This window comes from Asticcacaulis sp. P4_H10 (assembly GCF_056400965.1).
This window is the reverse complement of record NZ_JBFUKH010000005.1, coordinates 249476-270617: the sequence shown is the minus strand read 5'-3', so window position 1 is coordinate 270617 and position 21142 is coordinate 249476. Positions and strand designations below refer to the sequence as shown.

The 21142-nt window shown below is 60.7% G+C and carries 21 protein-coding genes; 13 read left to right on the top strand and 8 right to left on the bottom strand.

Annotation, left to right across the window (positions count from 1 at the left end; genetic code table 11):
- The first annotated feature begins 8 nt into the window (after window positions 1-8).
- Genes AC1DON_RS11200 through AC1DON_RS11190 form a run of 3 tightly spaced genes read left to right on the top strand, consistent with a single transcriptional unit; the run spans window position 9 to window position 3119 of the window.
- Window positions 9-260 (top strand): hypothetical protein, encoded by a 252-nt coding sequence (locus AC1DON_RS11200; protein ID WP_476934882.1) that lies wholly within the window; start codon window positions 9-11, stop codon window positions 258-260.
- 46 nt (window positions 261-306) lie between these two features.
- The gene (gene ligA / locus AC1DON_RS11195) at window positions 307-2385 is read left to right on the top strand and encodes an NAD-dependent DNA ligase LigA (protein WP_476934881.1); all 2079 of its coding nucleotides are present in this window, start codon (window positions 307-309) and stop codon (window positions 2383-2385) included.
- The gene (locus AC1DON_RS11190; RefSeq protein ID WP_476934880.1) at window positions 2364-3119 is read left to right on the top strand and encodes an SDR family oxidoreductase; all 756 of its coding nucleotides are present in this window, start codon (window positions 2364-2366) and stop codon (window positions 3117-3119) included. Before ligA ends, AC1DON_RS11190 begins: the two co-directional genes overlap by 22 nt.
- On the opposite strand, the gene AC1DON_RS11185 is transcribed toward AC1DON_RS11190, so the two are convergent.
- The 3 genes from AC1DON_RS11185 to AC1DON_RS11175 all read right to left on the bottom strand — a co-directional run bounded on the left by AC1DON_RS11185 (window position 3116) and on the right by AC1DON_RS11175 (window position 6609).
- Window positions 3116-4951 carry an aminopeptidase P family protein gene (locus AC1DON_RS11185; RefSeq protein ID WP_476934879.1) on the bottom strand — a complete coding sequence of 612 codons (1836 nt, stop codon included), beginning with the start codon at window positions 4949-4951 and terminating at the stop codon, window positions 3116-3118. The genes AC1DON_RS11190 and AC1DON_RS11185 overlap by 4 nt on opposite strands.
- A 194-nt stretch (window positions 4952-5145) precedes the next feature.
- On the bottom strand, window positions 5146-5637 hold the full coding sequence (locus AC1DON_RS11180; protein WP_476934878.1) for a hypothetical protein: 492 nt from the start codon (window positions 5635-5637) through the stop codon (window positions 5146-5148).
- A 105-nt stretch (window positions 5638-5742) separates the two neighbouring features.
- Complete coding sequence (locus AC1DON_RS11175) at window positions 5743-6609, bottom strand: 50S ribosomal protein L11 methyltransferase (RefSeq protein WP_476934971.1); 867 nt, start codon at window positions 6607-6609, stop codon at window positions 5743-5745.
- 97 nt (window positions 6610-6706) lie between these two features.
- Between AC1DON_RS11175 and AC1DON_RS11170 the strand changes: the two genes are divergently transcribed.
- Entirely contained in the window at window positions 6707-7444 is a 738-nt protein-coding gene (locus tag AC1DON_RS11170; protein ID WP_476934877.1) for a hypothetical protein, read from the top strand.
- Window positions 7445-7543: 99 nt separating this feature from the next.
- Window positions 7544-9385 (top strand): ABC transporter ATP-binding protein, encoded by a 1842-nt coding sequence (locus tag AC1DON_RS11165; RefSeq protein WP_476934876.1) that lies wholly within the window; start codon window positions 7544-7546, stop codon window positions 9383-9385.
- Window positions 9386-9449: 64 nt separating this feature from the next.
- Here AC1DON_RS11165 and AC1DON_RS11160 read toward each other — a convergent pair whose 3' ends face one another.
- Complete coding sequence (locus AC1DON_RS11160; RefSeq protein ID WP_476934875.1) at window positions 9450-10349, bottom strand: alpha/beta hydrolase family protein; 900 nt, start codon at window positions 10347-10349, stop codon at window positions 9450-9452.
- Window positions 10350-10668: 319 nt separating this feature from the next.
- Here AC1DON_RS11160 and fumC point away from each other — a divergent pair, with 319 nt between their 5' ends.
- The 3 genes from fumC to AC1DON_RS11145 are packed head-to-tail and all read left to right on the top strand — an operon-like array spanning window position 10669 to window position 13354.
- Window positions 10669-12060, top strand: coding sequence for a class II fumarate hydratase (gene fumC / locus AC1DON_RS11155; RefSeq protein ID WP_476934970.1), 1392 nt, complete (start codon window positions 10669-10671; stop codon window positions 12058-12060).
- 4 nt (window positions 12061-12064) lie between these two features.
- Window positions 12065-12763, top strand: coding sequence for a phytanoyl-CoA dioxygenase family protein (locus tag AC1DON_RS11150; protein ID WP_476934874.1), 699 nt, complete (start codon window positions 12065-12067; stop codon window positions 12761-12763).
- 42 nt (window positions 12764-12805) lie between these two features.
- Window positions 12806-13354 carry a PH domain-containing protein gene (locus AC1DON_RS11145; protein ID WP_476934873.1) on the top strand — a complete coding sequence of 183 codons (549 nt, stop codon included), beginning with the start codon at window positions 12806-12808 and terminating at the stop codon, window positions 13352-13354.
- Between the two features lie 134 nt (window positions 13355-13488).
- Here the strand turns inward: AC1DON_RS11145 and AC1DON_RS11140 are convergent, their stop codons facing one another.
- The 3 genes from AC1DON_RS11140 to AC1DON_RS11130 form a co-directional block, all read right to left on the bottom strand.
- Window positions 13489-13638 carry a hypothetical protein gene (locus AC1DON_RS11140; RefSeq protein ID WP_476934872.1) on the bottom strand — a complete coding sequence of 50 codons (150 nt, stop codon included), beginning with the start codon at window positions 13636-13638 and terminating at the stop codon, window positions 13489-13491.
- 174 nt (window positions 13639-13812) lie between these two features.
- The gene (locus AC1DON_RS11135) at window positions 13813-14886 is read right to left on the bottom strand and encodes a GIN domain-containing protein (RefSeq protein WP_476934871.1); all 1074 of its coding nucleotides are present in this window, start codon (window positions 14884-14886) and stop codon (window positions 13813-13815) included.
- Window positions 14887-15032: 146 nt separating this feature from the next.
- Window positions 15033-15431, bottom strand: coding sequence for a YccF domain-containing protein (locus AC1DON_RS11130; protein ID WP_476934870.1), 399 nt, complete (start codon window positions 15429-15431; stop codon window positions 15033-15035).
- 351 nt (window positions 15432-15782) lie between these two features.
- Here AC1DON_RS11130 and AC1DON_RS11125 point away from each other — a divergent pair, with 351 nt between their 5' ends.
- The 5 genes from AC1DON_RS11125 to AC1DON_RS11105 all read left to right on the top strand — a co-directional run bounded on the left by AC1DON_RS11125 (window position 15783) and on the right by AC1DON_RS11105 (window position 20093).
- On the top strand, window positions 15783-15992 hold the full coding sequence (locus AC1DON_RS11125) for a DUF4169 family protein (RefSeq protein ID WP_476934869.1): 210 nt from the start codon (window positions 15783-15785) through the stop codon (window positions 15990-15992).
- A gap of 145 nt (window positions 15993-16137) precedes the next feature.
- Complete coding sequence (locus tag AC1DON_RS11120) at window positions 16138-16374, top strand: ribbon-helix-helix domain-containing protein (protein ID WP_476934868.1); 237 nt, start codon at window positions 16138-16140, stop codon at window positions 16372-16374.
- Window positions 16375-16593: 219 nt separating this feature from the next.
- Window positions 16594-18894 carry an ATP-dependent helicase gene (locus AC1DON_RS11115; protein ID WP_476934867.1) on the top strand — a complete coding sequence of 767 codons (2301 nt, stop codon included), beginning with the start codon at window positions 16594-16596 and terminating at the stop codon, window positions 18892-18894.
- 30 nt (window positions 18895-18924) lie between these two features.
- Complete coding sequence (locus AC1DON_RS11110) at window positions 18925-19740, top strand: peptidylprolyl isomerase (protein ID WP_476934866.1); 816 nt, start codon at window positions 18925-18927, stop codon at window positions 19738-19740.
- A complete protein-coding gene (locus AC1DON_RS11105) occupies window positions 19737-20093 on the top strand; it encodes a RusA family crossover junction endodeoxyribonuclease (protein WP_476934865.1) in 357 nt (118 codons plus the stop codon). The genes AC1DON_RS11110 and AC1DON_RS11105 overlap by 4 nt, the downstream gene beginning before the upstream one ends.
- 109 nt (window positions 20094-20202) lie before the next feature.
- Here AC1DON_RS11105 and AC1DON_RS11100 read toward each other — a convergent pair whose 3' ends face one another.
- Window positions 20203-21096, bottom strand: a complete 894-nt coding sequence (locus tag AC1DON_RS11100; protein WP_476934864.1) for a DUF72 domain-containing protein — start codon at window positions 21094-21096, stop codon at window positions 20203-20205.
- Between the last annotated feature and the right edge of the window lie 46 nt (window positions 21097-21142).

Here is a 21142-nt window from a genome sequence, read left to right as displayed (position 1 = left end):
CGCAGGCCGTGATCGGTCGTCTGATCTATTTCGTGCTTCAGTTTGTGGTGGTTGCGGCCCTGACCATTGGGGGGACCGCCGCCTACATTATTCACGACAAGGGCATGGTCTACGCGCATTCGGCCTTCTTCCTGGAAGACATGCGTCCGGCCTATCCTATGGCGCTGATCGCCGCGGGTTTGGTCTCGCTGGTGTGGATCTGTTACCAACTGACGAAAAAGTCGCTTGAGCGTGAGCCTTTCGATCCTGACACGTATTGAGCTTTGTGGCAGGTAGGCTGACTTACCCAAGTTAGGGATTCTCTCCATGACGCTCGACGACGCCCGCGTTGCGCACGCCGATCTGGCAGCCCAGGTCAAACATCATCGCGAACTCTACTACCGCGAAGAAACGCCGGAACTGACCGACGCTGAATACGATGCTCTGGAAAAGCAGCTGCGCGACATCGAGACGCAATTCCCCGAGTTGAGAACGCCCGATAGCCCGACCGAGCAGGTCGGCGCACCGGTGTCGGAAAAGTTCGCTCAGGTGACACATGGCATCCCCATGCTGTCGCTCGACAATGCCTTCGACGCCGAGGACATTGCCGATTTTGAGAAAAGCCTGAAACGCTTTCTGAAAATTCGCGAGGACGAGGTTGTCGCCTATGCTGCGGAGCCTAAGATCGACGGCCTGTCGTGCAGCATCCTTTATGTCGAGGGCAAACTGGTGCGCGCTGCGACGCGCGGCGATGGCCGTGTCGGCGAAGACATCACCCAGAATGTCAAGACGATCAAAGGCATCCCCCACACCCTCAATGGTTCCGGTTTTCCGGAACGGATCGAAATCCGCGGCGAGGTCTATATGCCGCTCGCCGAATTCGCCGAGATGAACGCCAAGGCGATTGCCGAAGGCGGGCGGACCTACGCCAATCCGCGCAACTTTGCTTCGGGCTCGTTGCGCCAGATCGACGTCAGCGTCACGGCGTCGCGGCCGCTGCGCTTTTTTGCCTATGCCTGGGGAGAGGTCAGCGATGCGGACTTCGTCACAACCCAGAGCGAGGCGCTCGAGCGCTTCCGCGCCTGGGGTTTTGAGGTCAATCCGAATTCGCGCCGGGTTGAAGGTACCGCCGGGCTGCTGGAGCTTTACGATCATATCGGCAAGACGCGCTCGCAACTGGGCTACGACATCGATGGCGTGGTCTATAAGGTCGACCGCCTCGACTGGCAGAAGCGCCTGGGCTTTGTGTCGCGCAGTCCGCGCTGGGCGATCGCGCACAAGTTCCCGGCGCAGCAGGCCCTGACGCGCCTGCGCGGGATTGACATTCAAATCGGCCGCATCGGCACGCTCACGCCCGTGGCGCGGCTTGAGCCTATCAATGTCGGCGGCGTCGTCGTCACCAATGTCACCCTGCACAATGCCGACGAGATCGAGCGCAAGGACATTCGCATCGGCGACATGGTCCGCGTCCAGCGCGCCGGCGACGTTATCCCGCAGATCGTCGGTGTCGAACTGACCGAGCGGCCCGATGATGCACAGGTCTATGAATTCCCGAAGCTGTGCCCGTGTCCGTTGAAAACCGAGGTCGTACGCGAAGCCACGGCCGGGGGCAGTGAGGGCGTGGCGCGCAAGTGCTCTGGTGACCAGGCCTGTCCGCACCAACGCGTCGAGTATCTGAAATATGTGGTCAGCCGCCGCGTGCTCGACATCGAAGGGCTCGGCGAAAAGCAGTTGCAGAAATTCTATGAAGACGATCTGATCAGGGAGCCGGCCGATATTTTCACCCTGGCCGAACGTGACGCAACAAATCTGAAAAAGCTGAAGGATCGCGAAGGCATGGGCAGCCAGAGCGTCCAGAACCTGTTTGCGTCGATCGAAAGCCGCCGTGACCTGCCGCTGGAACGCTTTATCGCCGCGCTCGGTATCAAGCACGTTGGCGAGACGACAGCGAAATTGCTGGCGCGGGCCTTTGGTTCGGAAGAGGCTTTCCGTAACACGCTGACGGCTGCAGCCGAGGGCGACGAGACGGCGCGCGAGGCTTTCGAGCACTTCGACCAGATCGGTCCGGTCGTCACCAATTCGGTTATCAGCTACTTCGCCCATCCTTATCAGCGCGCCATCTACGACCGCTTCCTGGCACAGGTGACGGTTCGTGACGCGGAAGTGGCTGCCGGCGATCACGAAATTTCCGGGAAAACCGTAGTGTTCACCGGCTCGCTGGAGAAGATGACGCGTGATGAAGCCAAGGCCCAGGCCGAGCGGCTGGGCGCCAAGGTGTCGGGCTCGGTGTCGGCCAAGACCGATATTCTGGTCGCCGGGCCGGGGGCAGGATCGAAGCTGAAGAAGGCCGCCGAGCTCGGGATCAAGACCCTGAGCGAGGACGAGTGGCTGGCGATGATCGCATGAGCCAGGTCGCCGTCGTCACAGGCGCAGGCAGTGGCATCGGCCGCGCGGTTGCCATAGCCCTCGCCGAAGCGGGCTTCACGGTTGTTCTGGCCGGGCGTCGCGCGCAGGCTTTGGAAGAGACCGCTGGCTTGGCTGCAAATGCCGTCGCGGTACCGACGGACGTCACAGATGAGGCGTCGGTCGACAACCTCTTCGATAAGGCCGTGGCGCGGTTCGGCCGTATTGATTTGCTGTTCAACAATGCCGGTGTCAGCGCGCCCGCCGTGCCGCTCGATGAGTTGTCTGTCGCCGATCTGCGCGCTGTGCTCGACATCAATGTCCTGGGCGCCATGCTGTGCGTGCGAGCGGCCCTGCGCGTGATGAAGGCGCAAAGCCCGCAAGGCGGCCGGATTATCAATAATGGCTCGGTATCCGCCTACGGCCCGCGTCCATTGTCGGCGCCCTACGTGGCCAGCAAGCACGCCATGACGGGCCTGACCAAGTCGCTGATCCTCGATGGCCGGCCATTTGGCATCACGTGCGGGCAGATCGATATCGGTAATGCGGTCACCGACATGTCGGCGCGAATGGACAGCGGCGTGCTTCAGGCCGATGGTCAGACGCGGCCCGAACCGCGCATGGATGTTGCCCATGTTGCGCGCACAGTCGTGCATATGGCAACCTTGCCGCCCGAAGCCAACATGCCGTTTGTTACAGTTATGGCGTCCGCCATGCCGCTTTATGGACGCGGCTAAAGCGGCGCGCAGACGGTTTCAAGCCAGCGACGAACTTCAGGCGACACGAGCGGTCCGATCAGTTCCAGTACGCGGCCGTGGTACCAATCCATGTAAGCGCGCTCCACAGGAGTCAGCAGCGTCACGTCGATCAGGTCGCGATCGATCGGCGCCCAGGTCAGGTTCTCGAAGCCGTGCATGGCGCGTTCGCCGCCCTTGGGGATGACGGCTTCGGTGACGAATTGCAGGTTCTCGATCCGGATGCCGAAGTCGTTTTCCTTGTAGAAGCCGGGCTCGTTCGAGACGATCATCCCGGTCTGCAAAGCGTAGCGGTTCAGCGCTTTTGAGATACGCTGCGGGCCTTCGTGGACGCCCAGATAGACGCCGACGCCGTGACCTGTGCCGTGGTCATAGTCAAATCCCTCGGCCCACAGGAACTGGCGCGCCAGGGCATCGAGATGCGTGCCCGTGGTTCCGGCTGGGAACCTGACGGTCGCCAGGGCGATATGACCTTTGAGGACCAGGGTGAACATGCGCTTGTGCTCTGCGCTGGGGGTGCCGATCGCCATGGTGCGGGTGACGTCGGTCGTGCCGTCCATGAACTGGCCGCCGGAATCGACCAGCAGCAGGTTGCCTTTCTGGATCGGGATATTGCTGTTGCTGTTGACGCGATAGTGGGGCAGGGCGCCGTGCGGCCCGAAACCGGAAATCGTGTCGAAGCTCAGGTCCTTTAGCCCGCCATGGGCGACGCGTAGCGCTTCCAGCTTCTGCGCCACTTCGATCTCGGACGGCAGGGTGTCTTGCGCTTCCGTTGCCACCCAGTGCAGGAAGGTGGTCAGGATAGCGCCGTCGCGGATATGGGCGGCCTTGGTGCCTGCGATCTCCGTCGCGTTCTTGCAGGCGCGCGGCAGCAGGCACGGATCGTCCTGCATCACAGGGCGGGCACCCGCAGCGGCCAGGGCTTCGAACCAGAAGGCCGATGACTGGCCGGGATCGATAAGCACGGCTTCCCCTTGGAGGGCTTCGAGGCTTTCCGGGATATCGGCGGGTGTCTTGACGCTGACTGCGTTGCCCAGCCATTCCAGCAGGCCCTCGGACACCTTGACCGGCTCGATGAACAGCTCGGCTGACCCGTCGGCCCGGAGGATGGCCTGGCCCAGCGGCAGGGGCGAGCGGATGACGTCACCGCCACGGATGTTGAACAGCCAGGCCAGGGACGATGGTGCCGTGATCAGCGCCGCGGCTACGCCATTGGCTGCCAGGCTGCTGGCGATCTGGGCACGCTTTTCGGTCGACGAAAGACCGGCATAATCGAGCGGCTGCGGCACGATGGTTGCGGCGGGCTGGGCCGGGCGGGCATTGCCCCAGGCGGCGTCAAGCGGGTTGACCGGCGTGGCCTTGAGCTTGACGCCCGACGCCTTGGCGGCGGCGTGCAGGCGGCTTAGGCTATCCGGTGTGATCAGGCCCGGATCGTAGCCTATGACGCTGCCGGAGGCGGCCCCCAGCAGCTCATCGGCCAGAGCCGCAGCGTGGAACTCCTTGACCTCGAAGACGGATGCGTCGGTCTGTTCGCGCGATTGCAGCGTATAGCGACCATCGGCATAGAGGACGGCGCGGTCCTTGAAAATGATGGCCGCGCCGGCCGAACCGGTGAAGCCAGATACCCACGCCAGGCGCTCATTGGCGTCGGGCAGGTATTCGTTCTGGTGCTCGTCCTCGTGCGGCACGATAAAGCCGTCCAGCCCTTGCGCGGCCATCTGGACGCGCAGGGCGGTGACATTGGCGATGCCCTGCGACGGATGAGTCGTGACGTCGTAGGTCTGGAAGACGGGGCGAGCTGAATCGGCGGTCATGGGATGTCTCAGGCAAGCAAAAGGCGATGGTTACACATATAACCACCGCCTCGCCAAATCCAGTGTTGTTGGATCAGTCTATTTTCTGAAGCGTCTTTAGACGCTGAGGCAAGCGCGACTGCGCGCCGCCGCCCGGCTAAGCGTACTAACGCTTCGCTCATTTAGCATTCTGCAGTGAGCCATGCGGCGCTTGCTTACTCAAATTGAATCTTGGTGATGTAATACGCCGGATAGGCATTGGCCTGGGCCTGGAACCAGATGCCGTTGATCGTCTTGTTGTCGGCGGCGAAGTCCTTCAAGGCAATCGACGCCGGCTGCCATGACTTGGCCTTGAGGGTGATCAGGCAGTTGGATTCCACGGCCTTGCCGTCGACCAGAGCCTTGATAGCCAGGTTTTGGCCGCCTTCTATTCCGCCATTGATGAAGAAGGTCAGCTTGGTATAGGGGGCGGTCGAAAACGGATCGTGGCCAAGGGCCAGGGCCGACCACGGATCGCCCTCGACCTTGATGGGCTTGGCACCACCGGCTGGCACCGAAAGTTCGGTCTTGGCCCAGCTCCAGTTCTGCCAGCCATTTTTCAGTTCGTCGTCATAGGCGACAAACGGTTCGGCGGCGAGGGCCGGCAGGGCCGAAGCCCCGACGGCGGCAGTTGCGGACGCAATAAGGCTGCGACGTGAAATAAGCATGAGATACTCCCCGGCATAGGAACCCTGCTCCCGTGCAAGGTTCTTTTATTTGATTTATTTAATCATGCCGCGTTGTCATACAAATGCAAGAGTTGGGATAACAGGCTACACTTTTTCCATGACGAGTGTGCACCAGGCGTCACGGTGGATGCGGCGGATCAGCCGGAAGCCATGGCTCAGATAGGCGCCCTTGACGAAGCGTTCCTGGGTGCGCAGCAGACCCGACAGGATGACCAGGCCCTTGGGTTTCAGAGCGCCGCGAATGGACGCTGACAGGCTGACCAAAGGCCGCGCCAGGATATTGGCGAAAACCAGATCGTAAGGCCCGTCCTGGCGCACCAGCTTGTGGCCCAGGCCGTTGGCGTAGACAAAATGCGCATTGGCGTTGTTGAGCTTGGCGTTTTCGTTGGAGATGCGCACGCTGATCGGGTCGATGTCAGTGCCGACGGCGACCTTGGTGCCGGTCCGCGAGGCGGCGATGGCCAGAACACCGGTGCCGGCGCCGACGTCCAGAACGCGCTTGAAGCCGCGCTTCTTGAGAAGGTCGCTATAGGCCAAAAGGCAACCGACCGTCGTACCGTGGTGCCCGGTGCCAAAGGCAGCGCCGGCTTCGATGCGCAGATTGACTGTGCTCACGGGCGCCTTGCCGCGATCGTGCATGCCGTAGACGAAGAAGCGTCCCGCGCGCACCGGCGGCAGGCCCGACAGCGCCATGGCCAGCCAGTCGGCATCTGCCAGCTTGTCGTGCGTGATGATCAACCCGTCAAAGCGGCTCAGTACCTCCTGAAGGCGCGTGTCTTCTTCCTCTGCGGTCGGGAAGGCGTCGATACGCCATACGTCCTTGTCCTCGTCTTCTTCGAGGATGGAATAGGTCACGGCTTCCAGAAGTTCGTCAGAGTCAATGGCCTCTGCGGCGGCTTCGGATATGGCACGCGGGCCACGGGCGACGATTTGTTGAGGATTATAGGTCATGCTGCTTTGCGGTAACATTGATTCAGCACCCGGACTACGTTACTTTTCCTTTTTCAGGTAACGATTCGGGCGCGTGCCAGGCACTTAAGGACGGACGATGGCGAGAGCTACCACAAAAACGAATTCCGGCGACAAAAAAACCGGGGCTGACGACATTGCTGCCGATGCAGGCGTGAAGAAGACGATTGCACGCAAGGCGCCGGTCGCCAAGGTCGATGCTGCGGCACCTGCCAAGGCGCCGGTCAAGGCGCCTGCCGCCAAGAAGGCCGCGCCGAAATCATTGGTCAACGACGTCAAGGCGGCTGTTGTCGCCGAGGCGCCCAAGGCCGTGAAGAAGGCGCCTGCCAAGGCTGCTGCGGTCGTGAAAACCGCGGCTAAGGCTGTGACGGAAAAGGCAACCGCCACGAAAACCGCAGTCGCCAAGACGGCTGCTGCCAAGGCTGCGCCGGTCAAGAAGGCAGCCGCCAAGGTTGCGACCAAGACCTCCGCAAAGGTCGAGGCTGCTGTCGAAAAGGCCAAGGACTCGCTTGCCGACGCCAAGGTCAAGCTCGACGAAGCCAAGGACATGGCCGCCGCCAAGATCGAGGAACTGAAGACCGCCGCCGAGCCGGCGCTGAAGGATCTGGGCGAAAAGGCCGAAGCCGCGCTGGACACGGCGAAGGCCAAGATCGATGAAGCGGTCGAAGCCGCCAAGCCGGTCATCGCCGAGGCTGCTGAAAAGGCTGACAGTATCACCAGCGATATCGTCGACAAGGCGCATGAAGTCACTGGCAAGGCTGCGGAAGCCACCAAGAAGAAGCCAGGCTTCTGGGCACGCCTGTTCGGCGCAAAATAACGTCACATCCTGCGGGTAACGCATTGAAAGCGGGCCTGACAGGCCCGCTTTTTTATTATGCCCGCGCCCTTTCAAGGCAGCGGGAAGGTGAGACACTCGATGCTAAACTGGCTCTATAAACCCGTTGAGCGGCTGATCGATCCATTCCGGCCGCACGACGATACCACCCCGCCGACCGGGTTGGTCGCCTATATCTGGACCTATCTGCGTCAGGTCTGGCCGGTGTTCGCGGCGGTGATTTTCGTCGGTCTGCTCGCCACCTGCGCGGAAATCATGGTCTTCCGCTTTATCGCCGAAATCATCGACATCCTGACGGTGGCAAAGCCGGGCGAGCTGTGGGCAAAGCACGGCTCGACCTTTGTTGTCATGCTGCTGACGGTGGCGATCGCCTGGCCACTGCTGGTCATGGCGCAGTCCCTTCTGCTTCAGCAGGGGCTGACCAGCAACTTCCCGGCCCTGATCCGCTGGCAGTCGCACCGCCACGTCGTGCGCCAGTCGATGACCTTCTTCGCCAATGATTTTGCCGGGCGCGTGGCGTCCAAGGTGGCCGACACGGCCTCGTCGGTACGCAACACGCTGGTGACGCTGAGCGATACGTTTCTGTACGTCGTTGTCTATTTCACCGGCGCCTTCGTCATGTTTTTCGAAGCCGATGTGCGCCTGGTCCTGCCATTGGTTATCTGGTGCGCCGGCTATGGCCTCATCTGCTGGCGGTTCGTTCCCTTGCTGTCGACAGCGTCGGAGGAGGGCTCGGAGGCGCGCTCGGCCCTGGTCGGTCGGCTGGTCGACAGCTACACCAATATCCAGACCGTCAAGCTGTTCGCAGAGCCGACCCGCGAGGACGCCTATGTCCGCGACGCTCTGGAATTCAACACGGCCAAATGGCAGGTCCAGCAGCGTCTGATCACCCGGCTCGACATCATGGTCAACTGGCTGAACATCGCGCTGCTGGTTGCAACGGCGGTCCTGGCCATCTGGCTATGGAGTCAGGGCGCTATCAGCGTCGGCGCCATTGCACTGGTCGGCGCCCTGACGCAGCGCATCCTCAATATGTCGGGCTGGATCATGTTCCAGGTGACCAGCCTGTTTGAGAACATCGGCACGATCCAGAACGGCATTGAGACCATATCCCAGCCGCACAAGGTTACCGACATATCCGACGCTGACACTTTGGCGATCGCGCGTGGCGAAGTCCGCTTCGATACGGTGCGTTTCGTTTATGGTGAAGCGGGGCAGGCGGCACTGGATGGCATCGACCTGACGATTGCACCGGGCGAAAAGATCGGCCTGGTCGGTCCGTCGGGCGCCGGCAAATCGACCCTGGTCAATGTCTTCCTGCGCCTGCACGATCTGACGTCGGGGCATATCCGGATCGATGGCCAGGACATCGCGCAGGTGACCCAGGATTCGCTGCGTTCGCACATCGGCATGGTGACGCAGGACACATCGCTGCTGCACCGCTCGATCCGCGACAATATTGCCTATGGCCGGCCGGAGGCTTCCGACGCGGCCATCATCGAAGCCGCGCGCCGCGCCCACGCCTGGGACTTCATCCCGTCGCTCCGGGACAATAAGGGGCGCAGCGGGCTGGATGCCCATGTCGGGGAACGCGGCGTCAAGCTGTCGGGTGGCCAGCGCCAACGCATCGCCATTGCGCGTGTTCTGCTCAAGAACGCGCCGATCCTGGTGCTGGATGAGGCAACCTCGGCGCTCGATTCCGAGGTCGAGGCGGCGATCCAGGACAGCCTGCTGGAACTGATGACGGGCAAGACGGTGATTGCGATTGCGCACCGTCTCAGCACGATCGCGCGCATGGACCGGCTTGTGGTTATGGAGGCCGGGCGGATCATCGAAAGCGGCACGCATGCGGAGCTGATCAGCGCTGGCGGACTTTATGCACGGTTATGGGCGCGCCAGACGGGCGGGTTTATTGCAGCTTAGGGCGATATGCCGAAACGGTCAGCGATTTTCGGCTAAACATCGCGACAAAGCAATAACGTGGCGACTATCTCAGTTGCTGCATCATGAAGGCATCGACCGCTGATGTGTAGGCCGAAGGTAGGCCGAGCTGGTGATTGATGTTGGCGTGATTGAGCTCCTGGGGCAGGACAGGTATCAGCTTGCCGGCAGCCGCGGCCTTCGCCTGAAGGCCATTGGCCTGGTCGCACGGCCTGTCCTTGCGCTGGCTGGAACAGACGATCATCATCGGCACCGCCTCAGGCGTCCACTGGTCCATGGGCGACGCTTTTAGCCAGTAGGCCTTATCCGTGCCGAATGCTTCGTCATAGAAGCCCAGATGCCGCCGCGACATCGCTTCGGGCACGTTCATCACGGCGGAGTCGAGTACGACCGTTGCCGCCCACTTTTGCCCTACCATTTCAGGTTTGGCCGATAGGAGCGCCACGATGTGCGCGCCGGCCGAATGCCCCATCAGGGCGATGCCGTCCGTTCGGCCGTTCCATTGCGTCGCGTGCGCCTGGACGAAACGCAGCGCCAGCGCCACGTCCTGTGCTTGTTCGTAAGCCATAATATCGGGCAGCATCCGATAATTGACGCTGACAAAGATGTAGCCCTTGGGCAGCCAGTACTTCAGCTTGTTTTCGATCGAGCCGGTATTCGCCTTGTCGCCGATCTTCCAGGCGCCGCCATGGACCATGACGATGACAGGCGCGTTATTCGCATTGGGAGGTATGTAGACGTCGAGCGATTGCAGCGCTGCTGAACCGTAAGCCAGGGTCTGCTTTGTCGCACCGGGCGCGATGGTCGCAAGATCCAGGGCGCTGCCCTCTTCGGCTTGCTTGGCCTGCATTCTGGCTTTCAGGCGATCACGCAGCGGTCCAGCATCGGCAGCGGGCGCGGTTGCGATCAGGGATAGCGCGGCGAGGGCGAGACAGGCGTATTTCATGAGACCTCCACGACAATGCCCTAATGGCATAGCCCGGAGGTCATGAACGATGGCTGAACGTGGCACTGACGCGCCTGTGCGCCACAGACAGCTATGCCAGTCTGAGCAGACCCGTCTTTTTCGTTGCACTTTACCGGTCGGGGTCTTAGGACAAACGCGCATTTCCAAGGAGTGACGCATGTTCGGCTGGGGCAAGAAGTCCAAGGACCAGAAACGTCCGCAAACCGGCGCCAAATTCGAGACGCCCGAGGTCATCCAGGCCGGGCCGTCCGGCAACGAGCCGCCATCCACTCCCCCGACGACCCCGGAGACGAAAATAATGTCCAAGACGCGTGTTGAGACCGATACCTTTGGCCCGATCGAGGTCGCTTCCGACCGCTATTGGGGTGCGCAGGCGCAACGCAGCCTCGGCAACTTCAAGATCGGCTGGGAAAAGCAGCCCCTGCCGATCGTGCGTGCGTTAGGTATCGTCAAGCGCGCCGCCGCCGAAACCAATATGGCGCTGGGCAAGCTGGATGCGAATATTGGCGCCGCCGTCATCCAGGCCGCCAACGAAGTGATCGAAGGCAAGCTCGACGACCACTTCCCGCTGGTCGTGTGGCAGACCGGTTCCGGCACCCAGTCGAACATGAACGCCAACGAAGTTATCTCGAACCGCGCCATCGAAATCATGGGCGGTGAAATGGGCTCGAAGAAGCCCGTCCACCCGAACGACCACGTCAACATGTCGCAGTCGTCGAACGACACCTATCCGACGGCCATGCACGTCGCCTGCGCCGAAGAAATCGTCCACCGCCTGCTGCCAGCGCTGCAAACCCTGCGCAATGCCCTGAACGACAAGGCCGAGGCGTGGAAGGACATCATCAAGATCGGCCGCACCCACACCCAGGACGCGACGCCCCTGACGCTCGGCCAGGAGTTCGGTGGTTACACCCAGCAACTGACCAATGGCATCGAGCGCATCCAGCAGACCCTGCCTAAGCTGATGCAACTGGCGCAGGGCGGCACGGCCGTCGGCACCGGCTTGAACGCGCCGATCGGTTTTGCCGAAGGCGTGGCGCAGAAGATCGCGTCGATCACCGGCCTGGGCTTCACCACGGCGCCGAACAAGTTCGAAGCCCTGGCCGCCCACGACGCCATGGTCTTCAGCCACGGCGCCATCAACACGGTCGCCGCCTCGCTGTTCAAGATCGCCAACGACATCCGCTTCCTGGGCTCGGGCCCGCGCTCTGGCCTGGGCGAACTGGCCCTGCCGGAAAATGAGCCGGGCTCGTCGATCATGCCGGGCAAGGTCAACCCGACCCAGTGCGAGGCCCTGACGCAGGTCTGCGTGCAGATATTCGGCAACCACGCCGCCCTGACCTTTGCCGGATCGCAGGGCCATTTCGAGTTGAACGTCTTCAACCCGGTCATGGCCTATAACTTCCTGCAGAGCGTGCGCCTCATGGCCGATGCGGCGGTCTCGTTCACCGACAACTGCGTCGTCGGTATCGAACCGCGCCTCGACAATATCAAGCGCGGCCTGGAAAACTCGCTGATGCTGGTGACGGCGCTGAACGGTCGCCTGGGCTATGATATCTGCGCCAAGATCGCCAAGACCGCCCACAAGAACGGCACGACCCTGCGCGACGAAGCGGTCGGTGGTGGCTATCTGACGAACGAAGAGTTCGATCAGTTCGTTCGCCCGGAAAACATGACAAAGCCGGGCTAACGCCTTGAGCTACGACGCCGAAGCGTTTCAGCAGCGGGGAGCGATACTGTTTCCCGCCGTGCTGGATGCCTGGGCGATAGCGGCGCTTGTCGATGCGCTTGAACCTGCCCTGGCAGGACATCGCCCGGGTAAGCGCCTGACCGGTGGAAGCTGGATTGACGTGCTGTCTGATGGACCTGTCGGTCGGGTCGCCGTGAGGCTGATCGGGCCTGCGGCGCGGCCGGTGCGTGTTGTTTTCTTCGACAAGACCCCGCAAACCAACTGGAGCGTGGCCTGGCATCAGGACCGCACCATTGCCGTGCGTGAACGCAAGGCGGTCGAAGGCTTCGGTCCCTGGTCGGTCAAGGACGGCATAGTTCATGTTGAACCGCCCATGGAGCTTCTCGAGGCCATGGTGACGCTGCGTGTCCATCTGGATGATTGCGGCGGTGACAATGGACCGCTGAAAATCCTCCTGGGTAGCCATCTGCTCGGCGTTGTCGCCGCTCACCGTGCCGCCGACCTGGCAGCGGACCTGCCGGTAGAGGTCTGCATTGCGCAGGCCGGCGACGTCTGGGCCTATTCTACCCTCGTCCTCCACGCTTCGGAGCCGGCGTCTAATCCCGGCCGCCGGCGCGTGCTGCAATCGATTACGCCGCCGTTGGGCTACCGGGTGGGCTGGAATGGCGCGGCCTTGATGAAGCAGACTCGCCAAATGGCGTGAGTGCGCTATAGTTCCCCGTCAACCAACGGGGGAGCTTTGACGATGCCGCGCTATGTCGATACGGCCTTGAGGCCAGGCGAAAAGATCATTTACGACGCCAAGGTACATTGGGCGATCTTCGTGACGCCCTTCATCCGCGTTATATTTTTTGCGATTGTGTTCGGCGGCATCTGGCTGTTCACCATGGCCGGCAAGGTTTTTGAACAGGCCGGCCAGAGCATCGATAAGGCGTTCCCGTGGCTTCCCTTCTCGCTTCCCGGCGGAATCTTCCTGCTGGTGCTGACGCTTACGGCCGTGGGCGGCTTCATTCGTGCGCTGATCTACTATTTCAATTCTGACTTTGTCGTCACGGACCGTCGCGTCATTGCCAAGTTCGGCCTGTTGTCGCGCACCACGTCTGAGCAGCGTCTGTCCAAGGTGGAATCGATCCACGTCTATCAAAGCTTCCTGGGCCGCATGCTGAACTTCGGCAATATTACTGTCACTGGCACGGGTTCGTCGGAAACCAAGTTCGGACCACTAGTCGATCCGGTAGCCGGCAAGCACGCCCTCGAGGAGCAACTCGACAAGGTGCGCGGGCACGAGGATTAAGCTTCGGGTTCCAGACAATGCAAAAGGCGCAGAGGGGGATCTCTGCGCCTTTATTCATGAGCGATATGCCGAAAAGTGTGAAGCGGTTTTCGGCATGAAAATCGCGCCAAAAAAAGTCCGGGCATGGTCCTGATTTAGATCGTGCCGATGGTGAGCAGGGCGGCGGCCATCAGCAGGGTCATGGCGAACAGGCCGGCGGCGGAAGCGATATTGAGGGTCATTGTGTAGTCTCCTTTGGTTGGTGTTGATGGAGACGTTATGCGCCCTCGGCGTGTGTAGTTCAAATTAATACCAAGTCATGAACTCGATTTAATATAATGATTTCAATGTGTTAATATTGCAATTCTGTAATGTTAGCAGGCGCAGCAAAAGCCGTGCAATCACAGCCGGTTGCAATGGCGCAAACAAAAACGGCGGCCCCGGGGGAGCCGCCGTTCGATATGATTTTGTAGGCGGTATCAGTTGCCGATATGCATTTCGCCCGAGCCGACCATGCGCGATTGCACCGGGCCCGTGGCCTTGACGATGCTGACATCGCCCGAGCCGTTATTGTCAATATTGACCGAGCCGGCGGTGCCGCCGAAGCTGACGTCGCCAGAGCCCGAACCGCGGATGACGAAGTTGCTGGCCTGGCCGTCATCGATATTGACATCGCCGGAGCCCGACATGTCGAGCGAGGCGGTACCCAGCAGGCGGCCGATACTGACGTCGCTGGCGCCGTTATTGACCAGGTTGAAATTGCCGCCGATATGCTGGACGCTGAGGTCGCCCGAGCCGTTTAGTCCGGCCTTGAGCGAGCGCACGACGCCGAGCGAGACATCACCCGAGCCCTGGTTCTTGACATCGACATCGGCAGCGTTCTGGGCGGAGACATTGCCCGATCCACTGACGGTAAGTTTCAGCGACCGGACGGCGTCGATGGCAATCGTGCCTGAGCCGAGGTTGTCGATAATGGCGTCACCGGCCTGAGTGACGCGGATATTGCCCGAGCCGGCGTCGATGATGTTGAGCGGGCCTGAGACCGGCGCGATTTTCCAGTTGCCACTGCCGTTCAGGATGAAGTCGAGGCTCTTGGCCGGGCCGACCTGACCGAAGACGTAGGCGCTGTCCTTGACGACGGCGTTTTGCGGCACGCGAACAAAGACCAGCGGCAGTTCATTGATATCGACCTGGCCGATGCCGGAGACGAAGACCGTTCCGCGCATGGGATTATCGCTGTCTTCGAAATTGATGCGCAGGTTCAGATTCATGCCGTGCGACTTGGACAGGTGGCCATTCAGGACGGTCGTCTGGCCGCGCTTGGACACCATCAGGGTCGGGACCTTGGCTTTGCCGTAGCGGACGCGGATATCGACATCGCTGCGCTCTTCCGGGGTCACGACGACGCGGGCGACCATGTCGCGGAATTCAACCTGCGGACCATCAGATAGCAGGCGCATCTGCGCGAGTGCGCCCGTCGACGCGGTCAGGGCCATGGCGCTGACGAGGCCGGCAGCGCCAAATTGCCAAAAGGATTTTACACGATTACGCATTGTACTCTCCAGGTGCCGGCGGGGCTCAGGGAGTCCGGGCGGCTGTTGTCCTAAGAATGCGGCTCAGGGAGGCTGAAATCAAATTAAAATCGAGTCATGAAGCAATTGTAAGAGTTGCCGTTACCTTAGGGAAGGGTTGAGCGGTTTCAGCGCTTATCCACAATTGTCTTGCCCACCGGCGCCAGCGCCAACTGCGCCAGTTGCAGGTCCTTGAGCGCAAAAGGAATGCCGATGATGGTCACGGCCTCGCCGATAGCGATGATGACGTGGGTGAGGGCGATCCACCAGCCGGCGAAGACAAACCATACGATATTCATGATCATGCCCAGACAGCCGGTGCCAAGGTCGCCTTCGCCGTTATAGACCTCGCGGCTGACAATTTCGCGGCCGAAGGGCCAGAAGACGAAACCGGCGATACGCCACGCCGAAAACGCCCACGGCAGGCCGACAATGGTCACGGCCAGGATGGCGCCGCCCAGAAGCCAGGCGCAGCCGGCCACGAAACCGCCGAAAATCAGCCACAGAATATTGAGCAACAAGGCCATAGGTATCTCCGAAGCGAAACCGGTCTAGGTTCCGGCGGGTGAAATTATAGGGCGTCCGCGCGCGGTGACATGTTAAATTTCGTTTATTCGAGTGGGCGGAGGCCGGTGGTACTGAGGCGCGTAAGACGCGTCGTTTCGCAGAATTTATACTTTTTATGAAAAGTGTTCAGGAAGAAGTTCGGTTTCTATCCTTACAAATTTCAGGATTTAGGGTCGTAAAGTTTTGCATATGGATGATAAATACTTTAATCGCATAGCGTGCCGGTATAGTATGTACAAGTTGTTGCGTTCGGTCCATGCCATCACGACAGCCAGTCCCATAAATGGGGGTCTGTGGAAGATTTCTCAAAAATGACAGAGATAGTCAATCTCAATAAGGCGCGAAAAGCCAAGCGAAAACAAATGCAAACCGAGACAGCGCAAAAGAACCGTGTTATTCATGGTTTGCCTGGTAAAGCCCGAAAACAGGAGCTTGAGACGCAAAAACGTCTTCAGGCGCAGTGGGAAGGAAAGCGTTTAAATACGCCTAGTCCAATAAATGGGGTTGACGAAAAACAATAAAAGTCCGCAAATTCGTACCACCTGAACGGCCAAGGTCAAATAGTACCAGGAAAACTAGGCGATGGCGGCTACGCAGGTGAAAGCAGGGGATGCAACACACATCTTGCCTGAGGGGGAGCAAAGGTCATGAATCCGGGAGAAAGTCATGCCTGGCCTAAAAAAACGATCGGTAAACCTGGCCGGACACGCCACATCGGTCGCCTTGGAACCTGAGTTCTGGGCGGTCCTTGAGACCATGTCAAAGGAGCGGCGAATCAGCCTCGCCGCGCTCATCGCAGAGCTCGACGGGCGACGCGGCGAAAGTCTGCTGGCATCATTTTGCCGGTTGTCTGCGCTGTCACACGTTCAGAATGCCGGACCGGCCAGGCGCAAACGCGCCTAGCCTTAGTTTGCGCGGCGGCGCAATCGACTGCACGACGGCCGGAAGCTCGCTTCCGGCCGTTTTGTCTGCTCTCCGCACAAATGCGCGATCGAAGCGATATGTCGAAACGAAGTTCGGCGTAGCCAAAAGTGTGCAGCGGTTTTCGACAAAATATCGTGACAAGCCAAAACTGGACATAAAGCCATTGGAGTGGAACATAAGGCGTACTAAATTGCACGGATGGAATCGATAACCACCAAGATCAGTGAACTGGCCAGCCCGCGTGGCGCGCCCAATGCCACCATGTTCGAAGGCCTCAACCCGGAACAGCTCGATGCCGTGCGCAGCACCGAAGGACCTGTGCTGGTCCTGGCCGGGGCCGGGACGGGCAAGACGCGTGTCCTTACGACGCGCATCGCGCACATCCTGCAGAACGGCCTGGCACGGCCGTGGGAAATCCTGTGCGTCACCTTCACCAACAAGGCCGCGCGCGAAATGCGGGAGCGTACCGAGCGGCTGATCGGGCCGGCGGCAGAAGGCTTGCGTAATCTTGGCACCTTCCACTCCATCGCGGCGCAGATCCTGCGCGCCAATGCCGACCTGGTCGGCATGAAGTCGAGTTTCACGATTCTGGACGATGACGATCAGGTGCGGCTGCTCAAGCAGATCTTCGAATCCGAAGGCATCGACCAGAAGCGCTGGACGCCCAAATCGTTCGCCTGGCACCTGGACCAGTGGAAGAACAAGGGGCTGTCGCCGGACAAGGTCAGGGGCGATGGCACGGAATTCGCCAATGGCAAGGGCCAGAAGCTCTATGCCATGTACCAGGATCGCCTGCGCATCCTGAACGCCTGCGATTTCGGCGACCTGCTGCTGCATAACCTCAGACTGCTGACCGAAAACCCGGACGTTCTGGAACGCTATCACGCGCGCTTCAAATATGTGCTGGTCGACGAATATCAGGACACCAATGTCGCTCAGTATCTGTGGCTGCGGCTGCTGACCAATGCGTCGCGCAACCTGTGCTGCGTCGGTGATGATGACCAGTCGATCTATGGCTGGCGCGGCGCCGAAGTCGACAACATCCTGAAGTTCGAACGTGATTTCCCGGGGGCCAAGGTCATCCGGCTCGAGCGCAACTACCGCTCGACGCAGCACATCCTGGCGGCGGCGTCCGGCCTGATCAAGGCCAACAGCGCGCGCCTCGGCAAGACTTTGTTCACGGACCAGACCGGCGGCGAGAAGGTGCGCGTGCAGGGCATCTGGGACGGCGCGGCCGAGGCACAGTTCGTTGCCGAGGACATCGAGCGGCAGAAGAAGGCCGGCCGCGGCTATTCGGACATGGCTATCCTGGTGCGGGCATCGTTCCAGATGCGGGCCTTCGAAGAGCGCTTCGTCATGCTGCAGATCCCGTATGTGGTCGTCGGCGGCCCGCGCTTCTTTGAACGCGCCGAAATCCGCGACGCCATTGCCTATCTGCGTCTGATTCAGTCGCAGGACGACGATCTGGCCTTTGAGCGCATCATCAATGTTCCCAAGCGCGGCATCGGCGACGCGACTGTCTCGAAACTGCTGCAGCAGGCGCGGTTGTCGGGCCAGAGCGTCATGACGGCGGTGCGTGACCTTGTCGAAACCGACGAGTTGCCGGGCCGGACCAAGACGCCGCTGATCGCCTTCCTGCGCGATTACGACCGCTGGGTGACCCTGTCGAAGTCGATGAAGGCCGAGACGGTGCTCGACACCCTGTTGACCGACAGCGGCTATTACGACATGCAGCGCGCCGACAAGACGTCGGGCCAGACCCGCCTCGATAACCTCAAGGAACTTGGCGACTCGATGGCGGCGTTCGACAATCTCGAAGCCTTCCTGGAGCACGTCGCCCTGGTCATGGACCTTGAGCGCGACAGCGGCCAGAACAGCGTCAAGCTTATGACCCTGCACGCCGCTAAGGGGCTTGAGTTCCCGGTCGTCTACCTGCCGGGCTGGGAGGAGGGCATCTTCCCGTCGCAGCGCTCAATGGACGAGGGCGGCCTCAAGTCGCTGGAAGAAGAGCGCCGCCTGGCCTATGTCGGCCTGACGCGGGCGCGCGAAGAGGCCAGGGTCAGCTTCGTCGCCAATCGACAGGTCTATGGCCGCTGGACGAACCAGATACCTTCGCGCTTCGTCGACGAACTGCCGATCGATAATGTCGAGGCGTCGTCGCAGACGGGCTATGGCAACCAGGGCTGGACGTCGCAGCAGTCGCGCTGGGACCGTGCGGGCTATGAGCCCAACTACACCAAGCGTGAAGCGCCCGCGGCCGGACCGGCGCACAGCAACATCAATGGTGTCGACATGTCACGCCTGGCGCCGAAATCGACGCCGCACCGGCTGCCGGTTGCTGCCAAGCCGCAGAGCAAGAACATCATCATCGGCGAACGCGTCTTCCACATCAAGTTCGGCTATGGTCTGGTCGTCGAGGCCGACGGCAACAAGCTGGTCGTCGACTTCGAAAACAGTGGTGAGAAGAAGGTGATCGACAGCTTTGTTGACAGAGCCTAGTGCATCTCGAAAGCAAGAATAGAGGGCATCATGAAGATTGTGGCCTGGGTAATCTCGCTATCGCTGCTGCCGATCGCGGTGCAGGCAGAGACCTTGACGCAATGGAAGCGCGTCGATCCGGAAAACACCCTGGTCGTCGATACGGCCGCGGGGCAGATGTTTATCGAGTTGCATCCCGAAGTCGCTCCAAAGGCCATCGAACGCATCAAGCTGCTGGCGCGGCGCGGCACCTATGACGGGCTGCAGTTCTGGCGCGTCGTGCCGAAGTTCGTCGTCCAGATCGATGTTGGCAATGCTGAAGGCGGCAAGACCGAGTTGCCGAACCTGGCGCCAGAGTTTCGCTTCCGCATACCGAAGACCACGACATATCCTGTAGTTGCGCACCCTCAGGGGCTTGAGGCCGGTTTTATCGGCGCCACACCATACGTCGCTGTCGAAAGAGGTTCCACCGCGACGCCGGCGCCTGCTGACGGCAGCCGTTCTGCCTGGGTCAGTTATTGCACGGGCGTCACCGGCATGGGGCGCGACGCGGGTAATGACACGGCTAATGCTGAGCTGTTCTTCATGACCGGCGCCTATCCGGCGCTCGATCGCCTGTTCACACCGGTCGGCCGCATTGTCTACGGCCAGCCGTTGCTGGACAACTTGCCGCCGGGCGAGCCGCCCGCGGCGCCGCAAACGCTGCGTACCATCCGGGTGCTGGCGGATGTTTCAAACGCACCGAAGGTCGAGGTTCTGGACACGACGGGCAGTGAATTTGCCGCGCGGGTCAAGGCGGTGCGTAAGGCGCGCGGCGCCGATTTTTCGGTCTGTGATGTCGCCGTGCCGTCGCGTGTTGCACCGTGAGCGAATGGATTACGCATGGCAAGGTGCGGGCGCGGGAAACCGCTGACGGGATCGAAATCCTGATCGACGGGCTGACGACGCAGGGCAAGTATTATAAGCCTCTGGTCTATGAGTTCTTCCGCAAGCAATGGAAGGGCAGCCGGGCGGCCTGGGGCGATCACGCCGTCGAAATTCGCATGGAGCACATTGGCGACCCGCCGTGGATGGATCTCGACAATCTGGCCAAGGCTTTGCTGGATGCGATCAAGGGTTTTGTCTTTCACGACGACAGCCAGGTGGCGCGATTGCTCGTCGAACGGTTTCCGGGGGAGCGCGAGCAGATTTCGATCAAGGTGTATGCGTTGAAGCGTTGACAACTTCCGGGGTGTGGGGGCCGCGACCCCACGAACCTTTCTTAATCCAAATAAAAGCCCTCGCCCTTTATGGGCGGGGCTTTCATTTGGAATAGGAAGACTTGGGGCCTCAGGCCCCAAACCCCGAAACCGTCAGCATCTCACGCAACGCCTTGCCGTTATCAATCGCATTGCCGTGGTAGTCATTGTTGAAATAGACCCACACCCGTTTGGCGCCGCTGTCTTCGATCCGTTTCGCCCAGTCAGCCAGTTCCACATCGGAATAGCGATAATCGTACCATTTGTCCGTGCCGTGAAACCGAACATAGATCTCGTCCGCCGTCCGGATCAAATCGTCAGGCAGCTTGGGGCCACTGGTGGCGCAGAACATGATGCCGGCGTCGCGCAAAGCCGCGTAGACCTCGGTATTCCACCAGCTGGCGTGACGAAATTCCACGACATTGCGCCGGCCGGGTTGAAGCTGTGACACGATCGACCGCAGCAGCTCAGGATCGTACTTCAGGCTCGGCGGCAGTTGAAACAGCAGACATCCCATATGCTCGCCCAACAGGTCGGCGACATAGCCGAAATCCTCGACCAGTCCGGCCGTATCCTGGAACCGCCGGACGTGGGTAATCAACTCATTGGCCTTGACGGTGAAGACGAATGGCGTCTCCGGCAGCCCCTTCATCCACGCCTTGACGCCTGCAACCGTCGGCCATGAATAGAAGGAGGCGTTGATCTCTACGGTGTCGAAGGTCTCCGCGTAATGTGGGAACCACTGGCTGGTCGGCATCTGACTTGGGTAAAACAGGCCCTTCCAGTCCCAGTAGAACCACCCGGAACAGCCGATATTCAGGCGCGGCAGTTTGACGGAAACAGGCGCGAGCGGATGCTCCAGCCGGTACTTATGCATCTTCTCGGCACGCATCGGATTGGCGGCGCGCTGCTTGGCGCGGCGTTCGGCGCGTTTGCTGAGTGGCTTATCTGTAGCGGATACAATGTCTGAACTGTTGTCTGCCATCTGCGCAGACTGCCGGTCAAAAAATCAAATCTCAATCGGACGCAAG

Excerpts from the sequence above, each read along its gene's own strand:
- AC1DON_RS11100 (WP_476934864.1), bottom strand. The coding sequence starts at position 21,096 with ATGGCAGACAACAGTTCAGACATTGTATCCGCTACAGATAAGCCACTC.
- AC1DON_RS11120 (WP_476934868.1), top strand. The coding sequence starts at position 16,138 with ATGCCTGGCCTAAAAAAACGATCGGTAAACCTGGCCGGACACGCCACA.
- AC1DON_RS11170 (WP_476934877.1), top strand. The coding sequence starts at position 6,707 with ATGGCGAGAGCTACCACAAAAACGAATTCCGGCGACAAAAAAACCGGG.
- AC1DON_RS11175 (WP_476934971.1), bottom strand. The coding sequence starts at position 6,609 with ATGACCTATAATCCTCAACAAATCGTCGCCCGTGGCCCGCGTGCCATA.
- AC1DON_RS11145 (WP_476934873.1), top strand. The coding sequence starts at position 12,806 with ATGCCGCGCTATGTCGATACGGCCTTGAGGCCAGGCGAAAAGATCATT.
- AC1DON_RS11165 (WP_476934876.1), top strand. The coding sequence starts at position 7,544 with ATGCTAAACTGGCTCTATAAACCCGTTGAGCGGCTGATCGATCCATTC.
- AC1DON_RS11135 (WP_476934871.1), bottom strand. The coding sequence starts at position 14,886 with ATGCGTAATCGTGTAAAATCCTTTTGGCAATTTGGCGCTGCCGGCCTC.
- AC1DON_RS11160 (WP_476934875.1), bottom strand. The coding sequence starts at position 10,349 with ATGAAATACGCCTGTCTCGCCCTCGCCGCGCTATCCCTGATCGCAACC.
- AC1DON_RS11125 (WP_476934869.1), top strand. The coding sequence starts at position 15,783 with ATGACAGAGATAGTCAATCTCAATAAGGCGCGAAAAGCCAAGCGAAAA.
- AC1DON_RS11115 (WP_476934867.1), top strand. The coding sequence starts at position 16,594 with ATGGAATCGATAACCACCAAGATCAGTGAACTGGCCAGCCCGCGTGGC.
- AC1DON_RS11180 (WP_476934878.1), bottom strand. The coding sequence starts at position 5,637 with ATGCTTATTTCACGTCGCAGCCTTATTGCGTCCGCAACTGCCGCCGTC.
- AC1DON_RS11185 (WP_476934879.1), bottom strand. The coding sequence starts at position 4,951 with ATGACCGCCGATTCAGCTCGCCCCGTCTTCCAGACCTACGACGTCACG.
- AC1DON_RS11110 (WP_476934866.1), top strand. The coding sequence starts at position 18,925 with ATGAAGATTGTGGCCTGGGTAATCTCGCTATCGCTGCTGCCGATCGCG.
- ligA (WP_476934881.1), top strand. The coding sequence starts at position 307 with ATGACGCTCGACGACGCCCGCGTTGCGCACGCCGATCTGGCAGCCCAG.
- AC1DON_RS11130 (WP_476934870.1), bottom strand. The coding sequence starts at position 15,431 with ATGGCCTTGTTGCTCAATATTCTGTGGCTGATTTTCGGCGGTTTCGTG.
- fumC (WP_476934970.1), top strand. The coding sequence starts at position 10,669 with ATGTCCAAGACGCGTGTTGAGACCGATACCTTTGGCCCGATCGAGGTC.